Origin of the sequence: Paraburkholderia hayleyella (genome assembly GCF_009455685.1) — a bacterium.
In the GTDB taxonomy this organism is placed as follows: domain Bacteria; phylum Pseudomonadota; class Gammaproteobacteria; order Burkholderiales; family Burkholderiaceae; genus Paraburkholderia; species Paraburkholderia hayleyella.
On sequence record NZ_QPES01000001.1, the window covers coordinates 2,755,577 to 2,774,544 of the forward strand.

The 18,968-nt window shown below is 60.3% G+C and carries 19 protein-coding genes; 12 read left to right on the forward strand and 7 right to left on the reverse strand.

The genetic code is table 11. The features are described 5' to 3' along the window. Positions 1-147: 147 nt before the first annotated feature. Positions 148-471: an AzlD domain-containing protein gene (locus GH657_RS12130; protein WP_153101067.1), complete on the reverse strand. Its 324-nt coding sequence runs from the start codon at positions 469-471 to the stop codon at positions 148-150. Positions 472-511: 40 nt separating this feature from the next. Next, positions 512-1,246 (reverse strand): AzlC family ABC transporter permease, encoded by a 735-nt coding sequence (locus GH657_RS12135; protein WP_153101069.1) that lies wholly within the window; start codon positions 1,244-1,246, stop codon positions 512-514. Positions 1,247-1,663: 417 nt separating this feature from the next. Here GH657_RS12135 and GH657_RS12140 point away from each other — a divergent pair, with 417 nt between their 5' ends. The 6 genes from GH657_RS12140 to GH657_RS12165 all read left to right on the forward strand — a co-directional run bounded on the left by GH657_RS12140 (position 1,664) and on the right by GH657_RS12165 (position 6,436). Further along, positions 1,664-2,587, forward strand: a complete 924-nt coding sequence (locus tag GH657_RS12140; protein WP_153101071.1) for a branched-chain amino acid transaminase — start codon at positions 1,664-1,666, stop codon at positions 2,585-2,587. A 115-nt stretch (positions 2,588-2,702) separates the two neighbouring features. Continuing rightward, complete coding sequence (locus tag GH657_RS12145; RefSeq protein ID WP_153101073.1) at positions 2,703-2,897, forward strand: zinc-finger domain-containing protein; 195 nt, start codon at positions 2,703-2,705, stop codon at positions 2,895-2,897. A 206-nt stretch (positions 2,898-3,103) separates the two neighbouring features. Further along, entirely contained in the window at positions 3,104-4,126 is a 1,023-nt protein-coding gene (waaF, locus tag GH657_RS12150; RefSeq protein WP_153101076.1) for a lipopolysaccharide heptosyltransferase II, read from the forward strand. Between the two features lie 141 nt (positions 4,127-4,267). After that, positions 4,268-4,714, forward strand: a complete 447-nt coding sequence (locus tag GH657_RS12155; RefSeq protein WP_153101078.1) for a nuclear transport factor 2 family protein — start codon at positions 4,268-4,270, stop codon at positions 4,712-4,714. A gap of 107 nt (positions 4,715-4,821) precedes the next feature. Continuing rightward, positions 4,822-5,841 (forward strand): YheT family hydrolase, encoded by a 1,020-nt coding sequence (locus GH657_RS12160; RefSeq protein WP_246174064.1) that lies wholly within the window; start codon positions 4,822-4,824, stop codon positions 5,839-5,841. Next, complete coding sequence (locus GH657_RS12165; protein WP_153101081.1) at positions 5,834-6,436, forward strand: DUF2946 family protein; 603 nt, start codon at positions 5,834-5,836, stop codon at positions 6,434-6,436. The genes GH657_RS12160 and GH657_RS12165 overlap by 8 nt, the downstream gene beginning before the upstream one ends. Before the next feature lie 59 nt (positions 6,437-6,495). Here the strand turns inward: GH657_RS12165 and GH657_RS12170 are convergent, their stop codons facing one another. Further along, positions 6,496-8,199 carry a M48 family metalloprotease gene (locus tag GH657_RS12170; RefSeq protein ID WP_153101746.1) on the reverse strand — a complete coding sequence of 568 codons (1,704 nt, stop codon included), beginning with the start codon at positions 8,197-8,199 and terminating at the stop codon, positions 6,496-6,498. 106 nt (positions 8,200-8,305) lie between these two features. Between GH657_RS12170 and moaC the strand changes: the two genes are divergently transcribed. Beyond that, a complete protein-coding gene (gene moaC, locus GH657_RS12175) occupies positions 8,306-8,788 on the forward strand; it encodes a cyclic pyranopterin monophosphate synthase MoaC (protein ID WP_153101084.1) in 483 nt (160 codons plus the stop codon). A gap of 358 nt (positions 8,789-9,146) precedes the next feature. Here the strand turns inward: moaC and catA are convergent, their stop codons facing one another. The 3 genes from catA to GH657_RS12190 all read right to left on the reverse strand — a co-directional run bounded on the left by catA (position 9,147) and on the right by GH657_RS12190 (position 11,616). Further along, positions 9,147-10,082 (reverse strand): catechol 1,2-dioxygenase, encoded by a 936-nt coding sequence (catA, locus tag GH657_RS12180; RefSeq protein ID WP_153101086.1) that lies wholly within the window; start codon positions 10,080-10,082, stop codon positions 9,147-9,149. A 72-nt stretch (positions 10,083-10,154) separates the two neighbouring features. Next, positions 10,155-10,445 (reverse strand): muconolactone Delta-isomerase, encoded by a 291-nt coding sequence (catC, locus tag GH657_RS12185; RefSeq protein ID WP_153101088.1) that lies wholly within the window; start codon positions 10,443-10,445, stop codon positions 10,155-10,157. A 34-nt stretch (positions 10,446-10,479) separates the two neighbouring features. After that, entirely contained in the window at positions 10,480-11,616 is a 1,137-nt protein-coding gene (locus tag GH657_RS12190; RefSeq protein ID WP_153101090.1) for a muconate/chloromuconate family cycloisomerase, read from the reverse strand. Positions 11,617-12,100: 484 nt separating this feature from the next. Here GH657_RS12190 and GH657_RS12195 point away from each other — a divergent pair, with 484 nt between their 5' ends. The 3 genes from GH657_RS12195 (at position 12,101) to GH657_RS12205 (ending at position 15,965) form a co-directional block, all read left to right on the forward strand. Then, entirely contained in the window at positions 12,101-13,408 is a 1,308-nt protein-coding gene (locus GH657_RS12195) for an MFS transporter (RefSeq protein ID WP_153101093.1), read from the forward strand. A gap of 88 nt (positions 13,409-13,496) precedes the next feature. Then, a complete protein-coding gene (locus GH657_RS12200) occupies positions 13,497-14,876 on the forward strand; it encodes a spinster family MFS transporter (protein ID WP_153101094.1) in 1,380 nt (459 codons plus the stop codon). A 117-nt stretch (positions 14,877-14,993) separates the two neighbouring features. After that, positions 14,994-15,965, forward strand: coding sequence for a PDR/VanB family oxidoreductase (locus GH657_RS12205; RefSeq protein ID WP_153101097.1), 972 nt, complete (start codon positions 14,994-14,996; stop codon positions 15,963-15,965). Positions 15,966-15,989: 24 nt separating this feature from the next. Here GH657_RS12205 and GH657_RS12210 read toward each other — a convergent pair whose 3' ends face one another. After that, positions 15,990-16,910, reverse strand: coding sequence for a LysR family transcriptional regulator (locus GH657_RS12210; protein ID WP_153101099.1), 921 nt, complete (start codon positions 16,908-16,910; stop codon positions 15,990-15,992). Between the two features lie 187 nt (positions 16,911-17,097). Here GH657_RS12210 and GH657_RS12215 point away from each other — a divergent pair, with 187 nt between their 5' ends. Next, positions 17,098-18,381 carry an aromatic ring-hydroxylating oxygenase subunit alpha gene (locus tag GH657_RS12215; protein WP_153101101.1) on the forward strand — a complete coding sequence of 428 codons (1,284 nt, stop codon included), beginning with the start codon at positions 17,098-17,100 and terminating at the stop codon, positions 18,379-18,381. After that, positions 18,381-18,878 (forward strand): aromatic-ring-hydroxylating dioxygenase subunit beta, encoded by a 498-nt coding sequence (locus GH657_RS12220; RefSeq protein WP_425495742.1) that lies wholly within the window; start codon positions 18,381-18,383, stop codon positions 18,876-18,878. Before GH657_RS12215 ends, GH657_RS12220 begins: the two co-directional genes overlap by 1 nt. Positions 18,879-18,968 lie beyond the last annotated feature (90 nt).

Below are 18,968 nucleotides of genomic sequence, written 5' to 3' on the forward strand. Positions count from 1 at the left end.
CAGTGTTTCAAGGAAAAGGGAAAGGGGGAAAGACGGGCATTTTAGCCGATCCCGTTCCTGTTTCGGCCCCTGCCATAGCGAATGCCAGGTATTCGAGAGCCGCATGGACGCCGCGCCAATCGGGGCTGCTCTCGCTTGAGAGCGGTGTTACAGCGCGAGCCGCAGCACCGTGAAAACCACCATGCCAAAGACAATGGTTCCCAGCATGCTGCGCCGCCACACATACCAGCCCAGGCCCGCGAGCGTGGCATAAAACTCATGATTGGAAGGGGCGAACGACAAGCCGCCGGGTGTGGCCAGCACGTCAGGCAACACCACGGCCGCCAGCGCGGCGGCGGGCGCATAGCGCAGCATGCGCTGCACACGCGGCGGCAGCACCGTGCGCTCGCCGCCTAGCAAGAACAGTGCGCGCGTGAGCGCGGTGACAAACGTCATGCCAAGTATGGCTAGCCAGATCTGGAGCGTGCTCATGGGGCGTCGGGCGTGTGCTGGCGAGATTAGCGAAGTGAAATTAGCGAGATTGACGAATGCGGCGCAAATCGGCGCGCTCCAGCATCAGGTCGGTGAGACTGCCCGCGACCAGCGCCGCCACCACCGCCAGCGGCAACGCCAGCCGGTACGGCAGCTCGAACGCCAGCAGCGCCACGACGCAGGCGACGGCCACCGCAACCAGCGTCGAGCGCGTTGCAATCGCGGACACCATGATCGGGATCAGCGCCAGCGTGCCAGCCAGCGCCAGGCCCCAGCTATCGGGAAAAAGACTGGCCAGAAAAATGCCCGCGACCGACGAAACCTGCCATGACAGCCAGCTCGCCGCCGCCATGCCCCAGAAATACGCTTCCTTGCCTGGCACCGGGCCGGTGGCGAAGTTTTTCTTCTGAAACAGCAAATAAATCACATCGCCATTGAAATAGCCGATCAGCAAGCGCCGCCAGAGTGGCAAGGTGGAAAAATGTGGCGCCAGCCCCGCGCTGAAAATCACGAAACGCAGGTTCACCATGGTTGCGGTCAGCAGAATGGTCCAGAGCGGCAGCTTCGCTGCCAGCAGGGGCAGCACGGCCAGTTGCGACGAGCCGGCGTAGACCAGCAACGACATCCCCAGCGACTGGGGCACCGTCAGCACCGATTTGCTCATCGCCATGCCGGTGACGAGACCCCAGGAGAAAATCGCCATCAGCGTCGGGGAATAAGCGCGCACGCCCTCACGGAAAGCACGGCGATCAATATCAGACAGGTGGAACAACATGAAGCAGACCGCCCCAGCACGAGCGCCGCAGCCAGCATACGGCGAGAAGACACACCAGTTTTTCCGCAGATCCCCTGGCGCAAATGGATTTTTGATATAGCAGGCGGCGGCGCCGATTATAGCGTCCAGAGGCTTCTGCCGTGTAGGCATGGCGGGCGGGGTGGCCAAGGCCGTGTCGAGGTTTCGCAGCCCGCTGGTGGAGGGCGGGCAAGACTGGCCAGGCCAGGATCATCCCCGGCAATCCCCGCTCAGCGGGCCCCGTTCAAGAGGCAAAAAGACGTTAAAATGGCGCTTTTGCCGCTTGGTCGGCACACAGCCCCCCCGAATCACAAGGGTCCGCAAGGGCGGTCGGCAAGGTCCACCCCATTGTCCGAGCCTCACAAAACTGCAAAAACTGCACCCTGCCTGGAGAATCACATGTCAATGGCCGACCGCGACGGCAAAATCTGGATGGATGGCAAGCTCATCGACTGGCGCGATGCCAACATCCACGTGCTCACCCACACGCTGCATTACGGCATGGGCGTTTTCGAAGGCGTGCGCGCCTATCAGGGCGCCGATGGCAGCACCGCCATCTTCCGTCTGAACGAACACACCAAACGCCTGCTCAACTCGGCGAAGATCTTCCAGATGGATGTGCCGTTCGATCACGAAACCCTCGCCGCCGCACAACTTGAAGTCGTGCGCGTCAACCAGCTCAAATCCTGCTATCTGCGTCCCATCATCTGGGTCGGCTCCGAAAAGCTCGGCGTTTCCGCCAAAGGCAATACGATCCACGTCGCCATCGCCGCCTGGCCATGGGGCGCCTATCTCGGCGACGAAGGCCTGAAAAAAGGCATCCGCGTGAAAACCTCGTCGTTCACGCGCCACCATGTCAACGTGTCGATGGTCCGGGCGAAGGCCTCGGGCTGGTACGTGAACTCGATCCTCGCCAACCAGGAAGCCACCGCCGATGGCTACGACGAAGCCCTGCTGCTCGATGTCGATGGCTATGTCTCCGAAGGCTCTGGCGAAAACTTCTTCCTCGTCAACAACGGCAAGCTGTATACGCCCGATCTCGCTTCGTGCCTCGACGGCATTACGCGCGACACCGTCATCACGCTGGCGCGCGCCGCAGGCATCGAAGTGATCGAAAAGCGCATCACCCGCGACGAGGTCTATACCGCCGACGAAGCCTTCTTCACGGGTACCGCAGCGGAAGTCACGCCGATCCGCGAACTCGATAACCGCACGATCGGCACAGGCTCGCGCGGCCCGGTCACCGAAAAACTGCAGGCAGAGTTCTTCGATATCGTGCAGGGCAAGAACCCGCAGTACGCGCACTGGCTAGCCAAAGTCTAGGCCCTGCCACGCCAGCTTCCCCGGGTTACAGCCCGGGTCACAGCCCGGGTCACAGCCCGGGTTACAGCCGCTACTCAGGCCACTCACAAACCCAGCTAGAAAAGAGAACCGTCTCATGAGCGAAATCAAGGACATGCCGCTGGTCGAACTCGCGGCGCATGATCTGCCCGCGTATTGCCCGAACCCTTCCATGCCGCGCTGGAGCGCCCATCCACGGGTCTTCCTCGATATCGCGCACGGCGAAGCGCGCTGCCCTTATTGCAGCACACGCTACAAGCTGCGTGATGGCGAAGTGGTCAAAGGCCATTAACCAGAGCCCAGAGCCCGCGAAGCCAAAGTTCAGCACCCCGGCCTCCCAGAACCACTAAGTGCCGCGCGTTTGACGCCGGGCATCCGGCATCAAACGTCCAGGTTACACAGGCGGCCCCGGCATGGCGCCGCCCTTCTTCCCTGATAACCCACAATCGCCACGCGCGTTGCGCGCCGGGCGATCTTTCGACACCGGAACCCTATCTGATGCGTCGCGCGCTGGTTATCGCACCAAACTGGATTGGTGACGCATTGATGGCGCAGCCGTTGCTCTCGCGCCTCGTCAAGCTGCATCCACGCCTCGTCATCGACGCGGTCGCGCCTACCTGGGTCGCGCCCGTGCTGGAACGCATGCCAGAGATCCACGACGTCTACGCCACTAACCTCGCGCACGGCAAATTGCAAATGCTGCGGCGCTGGCAGTTGGCCAGCGATTTACGCGACGTCGGCTACGATGCCGCCTATGTGCTGCCGAATTCTTTGAAATCCGCGTTGATCCCGTGGCTCGCGGCCATCCCGCTACGTATCGGCTATACCGGCGAACACCGCTACGGCCTGCTCAACGTGCGGCACGCCAATCCGCGCCGTGACGTGCGCACGCCGATGGTCGAACACTATGCCGCGCTCGCCTACGCGCCTGGCGCCAAGGCACCGGCCGAGCTGGCGCAACCGCATCTCGAAACCGACCTGAACGAAGCGGCGCGCGTCTGCACCCGTTTCAATCTTGATACGCGGGTACCACTGCTGGTATTTTGCCCCGGTGCAGAATACGGCTCCGCCAAACGCTGGCCGCCCGAGCATTTCGCCGCGCTGGCGCAGATGGTGAGCCATTCGTTTCCGTATATGCAGATCATCGCGCTCGGTTCGGCGAAAGACAGCGCGCTGGCACAAACCATTGCCGAACGCGCGCCGAACGTGCGCAACCTGTGCGGCCAAACCGCACTAGGCGAGGCCTGTGCGCTGATCGCCCGGGCCAATGCGGTGGTCACCAATGATTCCGGCCTGATGCACGTCGCCGCCGCACTCCGGCGGCCCCTTGTGGCAATCTATGGCTCGACCGATCCACGTCACACCCCGCCCCTCTCCGAATGGGCAAAGGTACAATGGCTCCACCTTGAATGCAGTCCCTGTTTTGCCCGCGAATGCCCGCTCGGCCATTTGAACTGCCTGCGGCAACTCAGTGCCGAACAGGTCTTCGGCGATCTGCGCGGCATGCTGCTGCACCGCTAGCCGCCCTGGTTGTTCCCACGCTCCATTCGTTCCATCACACGATAGCAGCCAGAACGAGCGGAGCCTGTGCCCCTCCCTTGCACCGGCGCACGGGCTACCGCCTTGCAACCCCGCGCACTGCGCACACGAGACAAACCTGACATGCCACGTTTCGCCCATATTTTCGAAGCTGCCGCAGATACCCTCCACGCCTGGTATCAGGCCATCGCTGAAGCCAATATCGAACGCTTGATGGAACTGTGGATCGACGAAGAATTCGCCAGTTTTATTTGTGCCAATGGCGAACACCTGCACGGACTCGACCATATTCGTGCCGGGCTGCAAGTTCATCTCGAAACCATGCCCATCAACATCGAGCCCCTCGATATTCGCGTGTACGACAGCCTCGGCACCGTGGTGTACGCGATTGTGGAAGCGCAAAGCACGCCCGGCCAAAACAGCACTCCCACGATGGTTTTCAGCACCTATGTCATGGTCCAGGAGCGCGGCGAATGGCGCATCGCGCATGTTCATTCGAGCCTCATGCCCGCCGCCACAGCCAGCCAGTTCGCACTGCAATTGCGCCGTGGCCAGGGCGTCTTGCACTGAGCGCCCGCCGTTGGCTCAGCAACGCGCCGGCACGCTTTTCCTCCCCGTTAGCGACCATGCGCACTTCATCTCGCACCGTGACATCTGCCGCTTCTGCAAATGCAAGCATGACGTCCGGACACGCTGAGCCGCAGGTGACGCCGTATCGCGCGCCCTTGTGGCTACCCAGCAGCCATCTCCAGACCATCATTCCCGCACTGCTCGCGCACCGGCCCGAAGTCGCCTACGAACGCGAGCGCTGGGATACCCCCGATGGCGATTTCATCGAACTCGACTGGCTTGCCCCCCATGCAGGCAAGCCCCACGCACAGGGAGCAAACACGCCACCAACACCGCTATTTGTGCTGTTTCATGGGCTGGAAGGCGGCTCGGCTTCGCACTATGCGCATGTGCTGATGGCCGCGGCCCGTGCGCGGGGCTGGCATGGCGTCGTGCCGCACTTTCGCAGTTGCAGCGGGCCGCTTAACCTGTTGCCGCGGTTTTATCACCTTGCCGACAGCAATGAAGTCGAATGGATTTTGCAGCGGCTGCGCGAGCGCCATCGCGGGCCCATCGTGGTGGCAGGCGTCTCGCTCGGCGGCAACGTGCTGCTGCGCTGGCTCGGCGAACGCCGCGACGACGCCACATTCATCGCCGCGGCCGCCGCCATTTCCGCGCCGCTCGACGTTCATGCCGGTGGCCGTGTGCTAGCCCAGGGGCTCGGCATGATCTACACCCGCAATTTTTTGAAAACACTCAAACGCAAAGCACAGCAAAAGCTCACGCAATACCCTGGCCTTTTCGACCGTGAAGCGATGCTCGCCAGCCGCACGATGTACGAATTCGACAATGTCGTCACCGCGCCGCTGCATGGTTTTCGCAATACCGATGATTACTGGAGCCGCGCCACTACCCGCCCCCTGCTGTCGCAAATCACCGTCCCTACGCTGGTACTCAACGCGCGTAACGACCCGTTCCTGCCCAGCACGGCGCTGCCAACGTCCGCCGAAGTCGCCACAGCCGTCGAACTCGATCAGCCCATGCACGGCGGCCACGTCGGGTTCATGACGGGGCCGTTTCCAGGACGTATCGACTGGCTCGCACAACGCGTGCTGGGCTATCTGGCACCGTTCGCGCACCATGGATGAAATCGTCCGCGAGGCGCTCGTCAAATGGCCCAATGTGCCCGCTTGTACCGGCTGGCTGCTGCTGGACCGGCGCGGCCAGTGGCGCATGCGCGATGCAGCGGCCCAGGCCAATGGCACGGCAGGCGAGGTGATTCGCCATGCCGCACTGCTTGGCTTCATCAACCGTAATTACGATTGCGATACGCAGGGGCAATGGTTTTTTCAGAATGGACCGCAACGCGTCTATGTCGAGCTGGCCTATACGCCGTGGATCGTGCGCCTTGGCGCCGAAGCAGAGAGCGGCGCGCTCACGCTAACCGATCAGGCGGGCCAGACCTTCGAGCCCGCTCTCGGGCTGATCGACGAAGAAGGCAGCGTGCTCTTTGCCACTCACGCCGCCACGCCTCATTCACCCCGTATCGCCTTGCTGCACGATCACGATCTCGGGCTATTCGCCAGCCACGCAACGCTGGCCGACGACGGACAAAGCGGCGCGTTTCACTGGCGGAGCACGCACACGCTCACGCTTGAAAATATCGCGCGCGCCCAGGTCGCGCGCCGGTTCGGTTTCGTCGCCAGCCCTGCCGCCCTGGCCGCGCCGCCGTCCGGCCTTTGACATCGTCCGCCAACGGCTGCCAACAACCACCAACAGCCACTAGCACCAACCGTGCGCGGCTAACGTCCGGCTTTTTCGTCATCGCGTTCTTCCTGGTAACGCGCTTCTAAATCATGCAAGCGGGCATTGATTGTCGACAACTTGTAGAAGTCGGTCTGCCCGCTATCCTGCGCCTGCCGCAACTGGCGAATCGCCGAAGGCCACGCGCCTTCCAGCACGAATTTCTCCGCCAGCGCACGATGCTGCGTGAGCATGTCCCCGGTACTCGCCGAGGCCTGCGCCAGATAACGCCACCACATCGGTTGCTGCGGATCGGCCCGGGTTGCCTGCTCCGCGAGCGCCTCGGCCTCGGCGAAACGACGCGCGCCCAACAGCGTTTGCAAGTGAATCTCCAGCGCCGCATGAGACCCCGGCCAGCGCGTTTGCGCCAGCGCGGCAAGCCGCCTTGCATCGTCATTACGCCCCGCACGCCGCGCGATATCGGCGGCCAGCACATCCAGGCTGGGAGACCCCGGCGCGGCATGATCCGGCGTGGCCTGCTGGAGCGTAAAAGCATGCTGCGCCGCCGCCAGCGACACGGCGGCCTCGTCATAGCGTTCCAGCAGCATCTGCGCGAGCGCGATGCCGTATTCATTCGCCGCGACGTTCAGCGCAGTACGCTCACTGATTTCGCTGCGCAAGCGCGATGCGACCTCCATATACGCCCCGCGCGAACGCTCCTGCAACACCCGCACGCGAGCCCGCACGAAACCGTACTCCGTCGCCTGACGCGGCTGCCGGTACGGCGCCCGACGCGCGCGATCATCGATGTCGGCGATGCGCTCGCCCGTCAGCGGATGCGTGCGGACATAGGACGGCACCGCCGCCTCTCCCATCGCGGAATGATCGAGCTGGCGAAAAAACATCACCATGCCATAGGGATCGTAGCCAGCGCCCGCCAGCATCTGGAACCCGATCCGGTCCGCCTCATGCTCCGCGGCACGGGAGAAGCGCAACTGGTTATCCACCGCATACGCCTGGCTACCCAGCGCAATCGCGCTGCCCAAATCGCCACTACGCGCCACGACCCCGGCCAGCACCCCCAGCAAGACGCCCGCCAGCGCGGCATAACTGTTGCGCTCGCCGAGCGCCATCATGCGTGCGATATGACGCTGCAACACATGCCCCATCTCATGCCCGATCACCGAGGCCAGTTCGGACTCTGTCCGTGTCGCCACGATCAAGCCCGTATTCACGCCAATAAAGCCTCCAGGCAGCGAGAACGCGTTGATTTGTGCATCGCGCAGGGCAAAGAGAGAGAAATCCGGACGATAAGCGCCAATGTATTGCGTACTCGCCGCAGCAGCGAGCTTCGCCGCGACGGAATTTAGATAGTCGCGTATCAGCCAGTCATCGAGATAATCGGGATCGCGCCACACGTCGCGCATCATCCGCAGGCCGAGCTTGCGCTCAGCCTGCGGCGTGAGCGTTCCACCTGAGCCATCGCCGAGATCAGGCAGTTGTGGCATCGGCGCTGAGGCGCGCCACCCTTCTGCATCGCCATTCAGGCGACTTTGCGCGCCACCATACGTGCCGAATACGCCTTGCGCGATCGGCCGTGGTACGTGGGGCGTGGGATCGGCGGCTAAAGACGCATCCGGTGCCGCTGCAGGCATGCTGGCTGGTGCAGCGCCAGCCGCGTAAGCGGCGCGCTGGGCCAGGGCATGAGGCGGGACCGCGAGCGTTGTGACCAGGCATACGGCAAGAAGACGTTTTGAACACATCGCGGCAAAGGGTTGCGGCACCAAAGGAAGCCTGGCGTCTGGCGCGCCAGACCATGAATCAAGCAAGGGCGCTGCTATGATAAGCCCCCTCTTACGGAGCGCGAACATGTCTGAACTCACCCATTTCGATGCCACGGGCCAGGCGCATATGGTGGACGTCGGCGGCAAGGCAGAAACGAAACGCATCGCGCTGGCGCGCGGCTCGATCCGCATGCTGCCGCAAACGCTGGCCTTGATCCGCCGCGGCGATGCGAAAAAAGGCGATGTGATCGGCATCGCGCGCATCGCGGCGATCCAGGGCGCAAAACGCACCGCCGAACTGATTCCACTGTGTCATCCGCTTGCGCTGACACGGGTCACGGCCAGTTTCGAACTCGATGAGGGCTTGCCAGGTGTGCATTGCACCGTACAAGCCGAAACGCTCGGACGCACGGGCGTTGAGATGGAAGCGCTAACTGCGGTTCAGGTCGCGCTGCTCACCGTGTATGACATGTGCAAGGCCGTGGATCGGGGGATGACTATCACAGAGGTGAAGGTGCTGGAAAAGCACGGGGGGAAATCGGGGGATTGGGTGGCGGGGGAGGGATAAACAACCCAGCCTAGAGCGATAGCAATCACGCTAACCATATCGAAAATCTCTGGCTTGAATTGAACGATGTGTTTTTTGAAAAATTCGAGAAAATTGCCAATTTTACTATCGTGACTAAAACAAAAATGAAAGCGCTTGGTATCGCCATGGAATAACGGCTGGATCATCGGCCTCGACAGCAATTTAAAACCAGCGCGCTATATGGCGCGCGCTGGCATTTCAATCGTGGTCGTGGGTTACGTCGATATAAATGCGGGATCAATACCCGTCGCGGTGCAATCGGCCAGATCGAGATCCAAAGCGTTATTGGCTTATCGCTTTCCGTGGATCTCGATCGTTTGCAACACAATCGCTACAGCTATGCCTCAACAACCGCCCGCAGGCGATGAACAATCTGGTTGTCCTTGCCCTGAACAAGCGGCGTCAACCTGAAATCGAACTCGATCTCTTTATAGGCATCCGTCTTTAGCTCCAACGCTTTACCCCCGGTCCTGGCCACGACGGGCGGAATCAGGTCTTCACGGGTTGCATAAGCGAAGTCGTCCCAGATCAACGGATCGCCTTCGATATTGATTTGCGTTGTCAGCTTGCGGTGTTTGTCGCTGGTCACGAAAAAATGTACATGCGCCGGACGATCGCCATGGCGACCCAGCACATTCAGTAACTGTTGTGTTGAACCCTGTGGCGGGCAGCCATAACCCACTGGCATTAGCGTGTGAAATTCATACTTTCCGTCCGCTCCGGTTTTCACTGCACCGCGCAGATTAAATTCACTTTGCGCACCCGTTGGATCGAAGTGCGAATAAAAACCTTTGGAGTTCGCATGCCAGCATTCGATCATCGCATCCGCGACCGGCTTGCCGTCTTGCCCCGTGACCGTGCCACGAATGACGAGCGGACCTGCATCGTCATCTTCATTGAGGTCGATCCTGGAAATGCCATCGCGTACCACCGCCCCCGCGACATACAGCGGACCTTCGATGGTACGCGGCGTGCCACCATCGATATGCGCAGCACGATCCGCCGCATCCATACGAATGTCGAGGAACTTCTCCAAACCTAGCCCCGCCGCAAGCAGCGCCGCTTCACCGTCCTGGCCAAGCCGGTTGAGATAGTTCACACCGGCCCAGACTTCGTCGGGCGTCATGTCGAGATCGTCGATTGCCTTAAACAGATCGCTCAAAAGACGATGCGTAATCGCCCTGGCCCGGGCATGACCTTTTTCACCTTCAAGATTGGCGGCAACCTTTAACAGGTTCTGTACTTCCTCGGTTTGAAACACCTTGACGCTCATAATTTTGTCTCCGCTTGTATTGGGGCAAATGGCAAAAAACACTCGTTCAAAAACAGCACGCACCGCGCGGGCTTAGAAGTCGTCGTCGCGGATGGACGACGGATGGCGGCACATCGCCGTTACCGAAATCGTCATGTACGGAAACAAAGGCAAGCCCGTCAGAATGTCGTGCAGCTCGGCATGGCTTGCAACATCGAAGATGCTGTAGTTCGCATACTCGCCTACCACACGCCAGATATGGCGCCACTTGCCACTGCGTTGCAGTTCCTGTGAATAAGCCTTCTCGCGCGCCTTGATGTCATTGGCGATATGGGCAGGCATATCGACTGGAAGATGCACATCCATTCGTACTTGAAACAGCATCGTTGATGTCCTTTCGGGTTACGTCGAAATTAAATTAAAGAATGATTTTCGTCAGTCCATCGCGGGTAAAGCGCTTGATTGCGGCTTCGTTCAGCTCGATGCCCAGGCCAGGACCATGGGGCACGGTCAACTCAAAATCGCTGTAATCAAGGGGCTGCGTCAGGATTTCTTCGGTAATCAGCAACGGACCGAATAATTCGGTACCCCATTGAAGATTCCCCAGGCTGGCGAACAAATGCGCCGAAGCCACCGTGCTAAAAGCGCCTTCAAGCATCGTGCCGCCATAAAGCCCGATACCCGCGGCATCAGCAATGGCAGCGACACGCTGTGCAGCGAAGAGCCCCCCGCTTTGCTCAATCTTGATAGCAAACACATCCGCGCCATGGTTCTGCGCAATCTCAAACGCGCTCTCTGGCCCCTGCAGAATTTCGTCGGCCATCAACGCCACCGGAAAACGGCGCATCAGACGCGCCAGGGCTGCAGCAGAGGCAACGGGCTGCTCGACCAGCTCGCAACCCGCATCGGCTAGCGCGGGAATGGCCCACATTGCCTGGGTTTCGCTCCACGCCATATTGACATCGACACGCACGGCGGCACGATCGCCCAGCTCACGCTTAATCCCGGCAACGTGTTTGATATCGGCTTGGGGGGCTTGCGCGCCAATTTTCAGCTTGAAAATATTGTGGCGGCGTAGCTCGAGCATCTTTTGCGCTTCGGCGATGTCTCTCGCGGTATCGCCCGATGCCAGCGTCCATGCCACCGGCAGGCGATCGCGGCGGCGGCCGCCGAGCAACTCACTCACCGGTATACCCAGACGCTTTCCGTGAGCATCGAGCAGCGCCGTTTCCAGTGCACTTTTGGCGAAGTGATTGCCTTTCACGAGCTGGCTGAGATACGCCATCAAAGACTGCACACGAACGGCATCACGGCCGATGGCCGCGGGCGCCAGATAAGCATCGAGCGCCAGCTTCATCGACTCCGGGCTTTCGGGCCCATATGCCATGCCGGCAATCGTCGCGCCTTCACCGATCCCGACGACGCCATCACTGCAATACACCTTGACGAGCATCAGGGTCTGCCCGTTCATCGTGGCGACTGAGAGTTTGTGAGGACGAATCGTCGGCAAATCAACGAGACAGGTTTCGATGCGTTCGATCGTCGCTGGGGTCATGAGGGGTCGATTGAAAGAGTAACAAGGGTGACAAGGATGATGAAGAGCAGCGCTATCTGGGACACGCCTGATGCACGTTTCGCGTACTTTTTTACAAACACGTTTGATGCATGCTCCTTTCGACTTACGGTTGATTGGACGGAATTCATTTTGGACTACACGGTAATAAAGCCATCAACCTTCGTCAAGTAAATAAAATTTATCCAGATTCATCCATGTCGTTGATGAAACTTCTTCATCGCTTTCAACCTTGTTCGTTACGCTAACAAAATGATGTCTGATCTGCCGGCATCCTATCTGCTGCTAGCGCAGCGAATCATCTGGATGCCCGAAATCCAGGGCAGCGAGGCGCCCGGTTATTTGTCCCACTGATACCCCCCGCTTTTTTCAGCCAATTTGACGCAGATATCTGGCGCCTCAACACTGTGCGGCATGCGAAGCCTTGTACAAGGCACGCGCCCCACATTCCTCCAGGCGAGCCCACATGTTCACCGCTCAACCCTCGTCCGCATCCGGGCGCAGCATGGCGGTGCCGGATCAGGCACTCAGACGTATCGTCGTAGCGTCGGTCGCGGGCAGCGCAATGGAGTGGTACGACTTCTTCCTGTATGGCACCGCCGCCGCGCTCGTGTTCGGACAACTTTTCTTCCCGGCCAGTGCCGACCCGCTGAGCGGCACGCTCGGCGCCTTTGCGGCTTTCGCGCTGGGCTTCGTGGCGCGTCCGCTAGGCGGCATCCTGTTTGGACACATCGGCGACCGCTACGGACGCCGCACCTCACTCGTATGGACCCTCTTCATCATGGGCTCCGCGACCTTCGGCATTGGGCTGTTGCCGACCTACGAGCACGTCGGCCTGTGGGCTCCCGCCGCGCTCGTCGTGCTGCGGCTGTTGCAAGGCATCGCAGCGGGCGGCGAATGGGGAGGTGGCGTGCTCATGATTAGCGAAAACGCTCCGCCTGAAAAACGCGGCTATTACGCAGCGTGGAGTCAGTTGGGCGTGGGGGGCGGCTTTATGCTGTCCTCGGCCGCGTTCCTCGCGGTGCAGGCCCTGCCGCACGACCAGTTCGTTACCTGGGGCTGGCGTCTACCGTTTCTCGCAAGCCTCCTGATCTTCGCGCTCGGCCTATACATCCGCTGCCACCTTCCAGAAAGCCGCGAGTTCCAGAACGCGGACAAGGCCGGTCAGATTTCACACATGCCCGTGATCGAAGCGATCAAGCGGCATCCGAAAGAAATCTTGTTGACGATGGGCCTGCGCACCGCAGAAAACGGCAGCGCGTACCTCTTTCTTGCGTTCTCGCTGGTCTACGGAAAATTCGTTGGTATCGCTAACTCAACGATGCTCACCGGTGTCATGCTGGCAATGATGCTCGAAATGATCGCCATGCTTTTATGGGGCAAACTCTCCGACCGCATCGGCCGCAAGCCGGTATACCTGATCGGCGCGGCGTCGCTCACGCTGTTGGCATTCCCTTTTTTCTGGCTGCTGGACACGCATTCCACACCGCTCATCTGGCTCGCACTGGTGCTCGGCACGGCCCTCTGCCACGGGGCGATGATCGGCACACTGCCCGCACTCGTCAGCGAACTGTTCAGCACTGAAGTGCGCTATTCGGGCGTCGCGCTCGGGCACGAAATAGCGTCGATCTTCGCTGGCGGCCTATCCCCGCTGATCGCCACGGCCCTGCTATTGCGCTATCAGACGTACTGGCCAGTTGCCGTGTTGCTCATCGTCTTCGGATTCGTCACCGTCGTCACACTCGGGTTCACGCACGAAACACGTCAGTCGTAACCCGCCGCATTCCTCCCAAGTCCTTCTCAAGTTCTTCATTCAGCATCGGCGCGCCGATGTGCTCGCCCCTCCCTACCGGAAAAAAAGTATGAAGTCGTCTTCCAGGCGCTATACCTATGAGTGGTACGTCGTTGTTGTTTGCATGCTGGCGTATGTATTTTCTTTCATCGATCGCCAGGTGCTAGCGCTAATGATCGAGCCGATCAAGCACGACTTGCATCTCACGGAGACGCAGTTCAGCCTGCTGCATGGCTTCGCGTTCTCGCTCTTCTATGCGGTGATGGGCATGCCGATCGCGTATCTCGCTGACCGCTTCGCGCGGCCACGTATCATCGCCAGCGGCATCGCACTGTGGAGCCTGGCCACGGCCACGTGCGGACTGAGCCAGAGCTTCATGCAGATGTTCATGTCACGCATGGGCGTGGGCATCGGCGAAGCGGCGCTCTCGCCCGGAACCTATTCGATGCTTGCGGACCTGTTCCCCCGCTCGAAACTCGGACGTGCGGTGGGAATCTATTCGCTCGGCTCATTCATTGGCGGAGGCATCGCGTTTTTGCTTGGCGGCTATGTAATCGCCCGGCTCAAGCATACGAGTGCGCTCACGCTGCCGCTCATCGGCGAGATGCAGGCATGGCAGATTACGTTCTTCATCGTCGGCTTGCCGGGCCTGCTCATTGCGTTGCTGTTTCTCTTGACGGTACGCGATCCCACTCGCAAGGGTTTGACGCGTGACAGCACAGGACGGGTAAGGCAGGTGTCGCTGGCCGCTTCGCTGCGCTTTGTCGCGTTGCACCGCAAGACGTTTTTCTGTCATTACCTGGGCTTCTCGTTCTACGCCATGACGCTTTACTGCCTGATGAGCTGGAGCCCTGCGTTCTACATGCGCCATTTTGGCCTCTCTCCTGTCGCAGCAGGCTACACGCTTGGCACAGTGATGCTCGTCGCCAACACGGCAGGCGTGTTCTGCGGCGGCTGGCTCTCCGACTGGCTGCTCAGCCGCGGCCACGTAGATGCTCCGATGCGCGCCGCCTGTATCGGAGCTGTATGTATGTTGGTGCCAGCCATCATGTTCGCGCAGCCAGCCAGCCTTAACGCTTCGCTTGTCTGGCTCGCCGGTGCCATGTTCTTTGCCTCGTTCCCGCTCGCAACCTCCGCCATCGCAGTGCAAATGCTGGCACCCAACCAGATACGCGCGCAAATTTCGGCACTCTTTCTGCTCGTCTCGAACCTCATCGGCCTGGGCCTCGGCACGACGCTCGTCGCACTCATCACCGATCAGGTGTTCGGCTCGCCGCTCGCCGTCGGTGCTTCGATGACAATCATCAACGCGATCGCAACCGTGCTCGCGGCCGTGCTGCTGCTCAACGGATGCAGGCATTTCAGCGCGAGTCTCGAACGCGAAACGCATCATGCGCACACCATGGAAGCGACACCGGAGCCGGTCAAAACGGCATGTCCGTCAGCCTGAGAAATCAGTCTCTTCGATGAGCCTGGGGCTTTTTAACTGATTTGGGTTCTCATGAACGCGGCGCTAATCTCAATACCTCTCAATGCACGACCCCATGCAAGGTCATCGAAAAGCGTCATGCAAGCTCATCAAATTCTTAAAGTCCGGGTCGATGCCCTGTGCGAAGAAGCGCACGGCGTGCGCTCGTTTCGCATCTCACGTCTCGATGGCCGGCCCTTCGAGCGCTACACACCCGGTGCACATATCGATGTCATGAGCCCGTCAGGGATCATGCGTCAATACTCGTTATGCGGCGATCCCGAATGCCTCGATTCACAAATCTTCGCCGTGAAAAAGGAAGAGCCATCGCGTGGGGGATCGCGTTCGCTGCATGAAGAAGTCAGCGTCGGCACCGAGCTCTCGGTTAGCGCACCGCGTAACCTGTTTCGGCTGGAAGAAAGCGCTAGCGAGCATGTTCTGATCGGCGCGGGAATCGGCATTACGCCATTGCTGTCGATGGCGTATCGCCTCGCCGCGCAGAATGCACGCTTCATGCTGCACTATTTCGCGCGCAGCGAAGCGCATGCGGCCTTCATGACACGTCTCAGCGGTGAACCGTTCGAGACACATGTCACGCTGCATTTCGCTGTCGCGCGCGACGCGCTTGCCGCAACACTGGATGCCTGCCTGTGCCAGGCAGGCCCCGGCGCGCATGTCTACACCTGTGGCCCCGCGCCTTTCATGGACCTCGTCGTCGAGCATGCGCAAGCGCACCTGCCCGCCACGGCGATTCATCTGGAACGCTTCAAGGCCGATCCCGCAGCCGCGGCGGAAACCTCGCCCGGCAGTTTCGACGTGCAGCTTGCAAGTACAGGTCAAACCGTACACGTCGAGGCGGATACGTCCATCGTGGAAGCCCTCGCATCCATCGGCATCGAAGTGGACACCTCATGCGGCGAGGGCGTGTGCGGTACATGCATGGTCGATGTGATGAGCGGCGAGCCAGAACATCGAGATCATTGCCTGAGCCAGGCGGAACGCGCGAGCAACAGCGTGATCTGCTGTTGCGTGTCGCGCTCGCGCTCTCCCGTGCTGGTGCTCAACCTCTAAGCCCTGCCTCTGCCTCTATCGCATCTACATTTTCGTAAAGCTGGCCAGAATGTCGATCATCAGATTGCGCATCCAGACGTTACCTTCGTCTTCGTGAAAGTGTTCGTGCCAGTGCATCGTCACGGCTGCTTTCGGCAAATGCACGGGCAATGCGTAAACGCGGAATGCATTGCCGCGATTGAGAATATGCGCGAGCCGGTGCGGCAGCGTGGCGAACAGGTCCGTCGCGGCCAGCACGCCAGGCACCGCGACGAAGTGCGGCAATGCCAGCGCGATATTGCGCCCCACGCCCTGCGCACGCAGCGCGTCGTCAAGCGTGTAGTGACTATGTTCGAGCGAGCGCACCTGAACGTGCGACGCCGCGAGAAACTGTTCGAGCTTCAGCGAGTTGCCAGCCGGCAAGCCCCGGCGCTCACGCGTCATGCACACATACGGCTCCTCGAACAGCAAGCCATGCCGTGTGCGCGACAGCAATGCAGGCAGGTTGCCGATGGCGAAGTCGAGCCGGCTGGAACGCAGCGCTTCTTCGATCTCCTCCACCGGCAACGGCTCGATGACGAGCTTTACGCGCGGAGCGGCTTTCTGCAGTGCAGCGCAAAGCACGGGCAAATACGCCACCTCTCCCGCGTCTGAAAGCGAAAGACGAAACGTGCGTGTGCTCGTCGCCGGATCGAAATGCTCCGCGTAGCGCAGCGCCTCACGCACCGTGTCGAGCGCCCGCCCAACGATCTCCGTGAGCTCAAGCGCGACAGGCGTCGGCTGCATGCCGGAGCGCGTACGAATAAATAGCGGGTCATCGAACAACGAGCGCAAGCGCCCGAGCGAGTAACTCACAGCAGGCTGCGACAGCGCAAGCCGCTCGCCCGCCCTGGTCAGGCCGCGCTCCTCCACGATGGCCTGAAACACGCGCAAGAGATTGAGATCAACGTGATCAATGGATGTCATGGGGCACTCGTGAGGTTCGTGAGGTTCTTGAGATATCGGCCACGCTTATCTGGCGACCTGTTTTTAATCAATTTGACGCATGTTCTGCGCAAAGCGAGACTGATGTCAACGAGAGGAAGCGTGAATGTTCATGTTTGATGTTGTTTAGCCTTCCTTGTGTTACTCACTCCAATTCCCCACGAACACGATGAGTATGCCGATCTATCAATCCATTGATGCCCGCACGTTCGCCACGCGTGCCGGGGCCGCTCGCATCGCCCCGTCCCTTTACTACGATCCGCAACTGTTCGAAGAAGAACTCGAACGCATCTTCTACAAAACATGGGTGTGGGTCGCCCACGAAAGCGAATTGCCCAATCCTGGCGATTTCATCACGACGATCATCGGCCGCCAGCCGGTCATCGTCGTGCGCGACAAGAGCGGCACGGTGCGCGTGCTGCACAACCGCTGCCGTCATCGCGGCGCGACCGTATGCGAAGCGCACAAGGGCAACGCGAAAGGCTTCACCTGCCCGTATCACAACTGGTCTTATGCACTCGATGGCACGCTGCGCGCGTTGCCCTACGGCGACGGTTATGAGGGCGTATGCGAGAAAGGCGATCTGCCGCTTAACACGCTACGCGTCGGCCTCTATCAAGGCCTGATCTTCGCCAGCTTTAATGACGGGATCGAAGCCCTCGAAGACTTTCTCGGCGGGGCAAAACCGTGGATCGACCTGTTCATGAAGCAAGGCGCGGGCTATCCGCTCAAAGTCAACGGCGAACACAAGTTCAAGTTCAAGGGCAACTGGAAAATTCAGCTTGAGAACACCACGGACCTTTATCACTTTCCCGTGGTGCACAAGTCATGGATGAAGTCCATCGACGCTGAAACCGCTGCTGCAATAACCCGTTTCATGACGAGCGATCAGGCGTTCTGCCGTTCACTGGGAAACGGTCACAGCCTTGCAGTGCTGATGCCCGAGAGCGTCGATCTGGAACTGGACGATGGCGCCCCCCTGCCCGAACGTTTCAACGAGCTCGCGGCACAACTCGCGGAAAAACACGCGCCGCAAGAAGTGCGCCGCATCGTGCGCTCGCTGATGGGTGTCGGCTTCAACCTGAATCTGTTCCCCAACCTGGCGCTGTCGATGTCGTTCTTCCGCGTGCTGCGGCCGCTCTCTGTCGATGAAACCGAGATTCGCCACATCGCGCTCGCCATGGACGGCGGCCCGGAGGAAGCAAACCGCGTGCGTTTGCGCATTCACGAACACTTCCAGGGCCCATTCGGCTTTGGCAGCCCTGACGACGCCGAAGCATGGGAGCGCGTACAGCGTGGCGCGCATGCCGGCCCTGATGTTCCGATTCTCGTGAATCGCGGACTCAAGCGGGAAACCACCGCGCCAAACGGAGAGAAAACCGCGCACGCGACCGACGAAACCGGCATGCGCGAAGCCTACCGGCAATGGCACGCCATGATGGAGCAAACGTGATGAATGAGCGCAACGCATTCTTTTCCCACTCCACTTTCGCGCGTGCGATCGAATTCATCTGGCATGAAGCCGAACTGCTCGATCGTCGTGACTATCATGCGTGGCTCGAACTATGGGAGCCGAAAGGTTTTTACGTGGTGCCGATCAACCCGGAGACAAGCGACTTCGCCTCCACGCTGAACTACGCCTACGACGACCCGCACATGCGTGAACTGCGCGTGGAGCGCATGACATCGGGCTATTCGGTATCCGCCGCGGATGCAGCGCGCACGGTGCGCACTGTCTCGCGCTTCACGCTCTCGCACGAGCTTCCGGATCAGATCGAAGTGAAGTCAGCGCAGCTCATCATCGCGTACAAGCGCGGCGTATCGACCCTCTTCGCTGCCGATCTGACACACAAGATCAGCATGACAAGCGGCGAACCGAGGCTGGCCGAAAAGGTCGTGCGCCTGATCAATTCGACGGAAGCGCTCAATGCCATCGGCTTTTTGCTTTGACGCTTCACTGCGCTAAAGCTTTCTTTAGCCGATGTGGGATTTCCCTCATACACCACACCGTTTCTCCCAATTGCTTTGAATTTTTTGCAC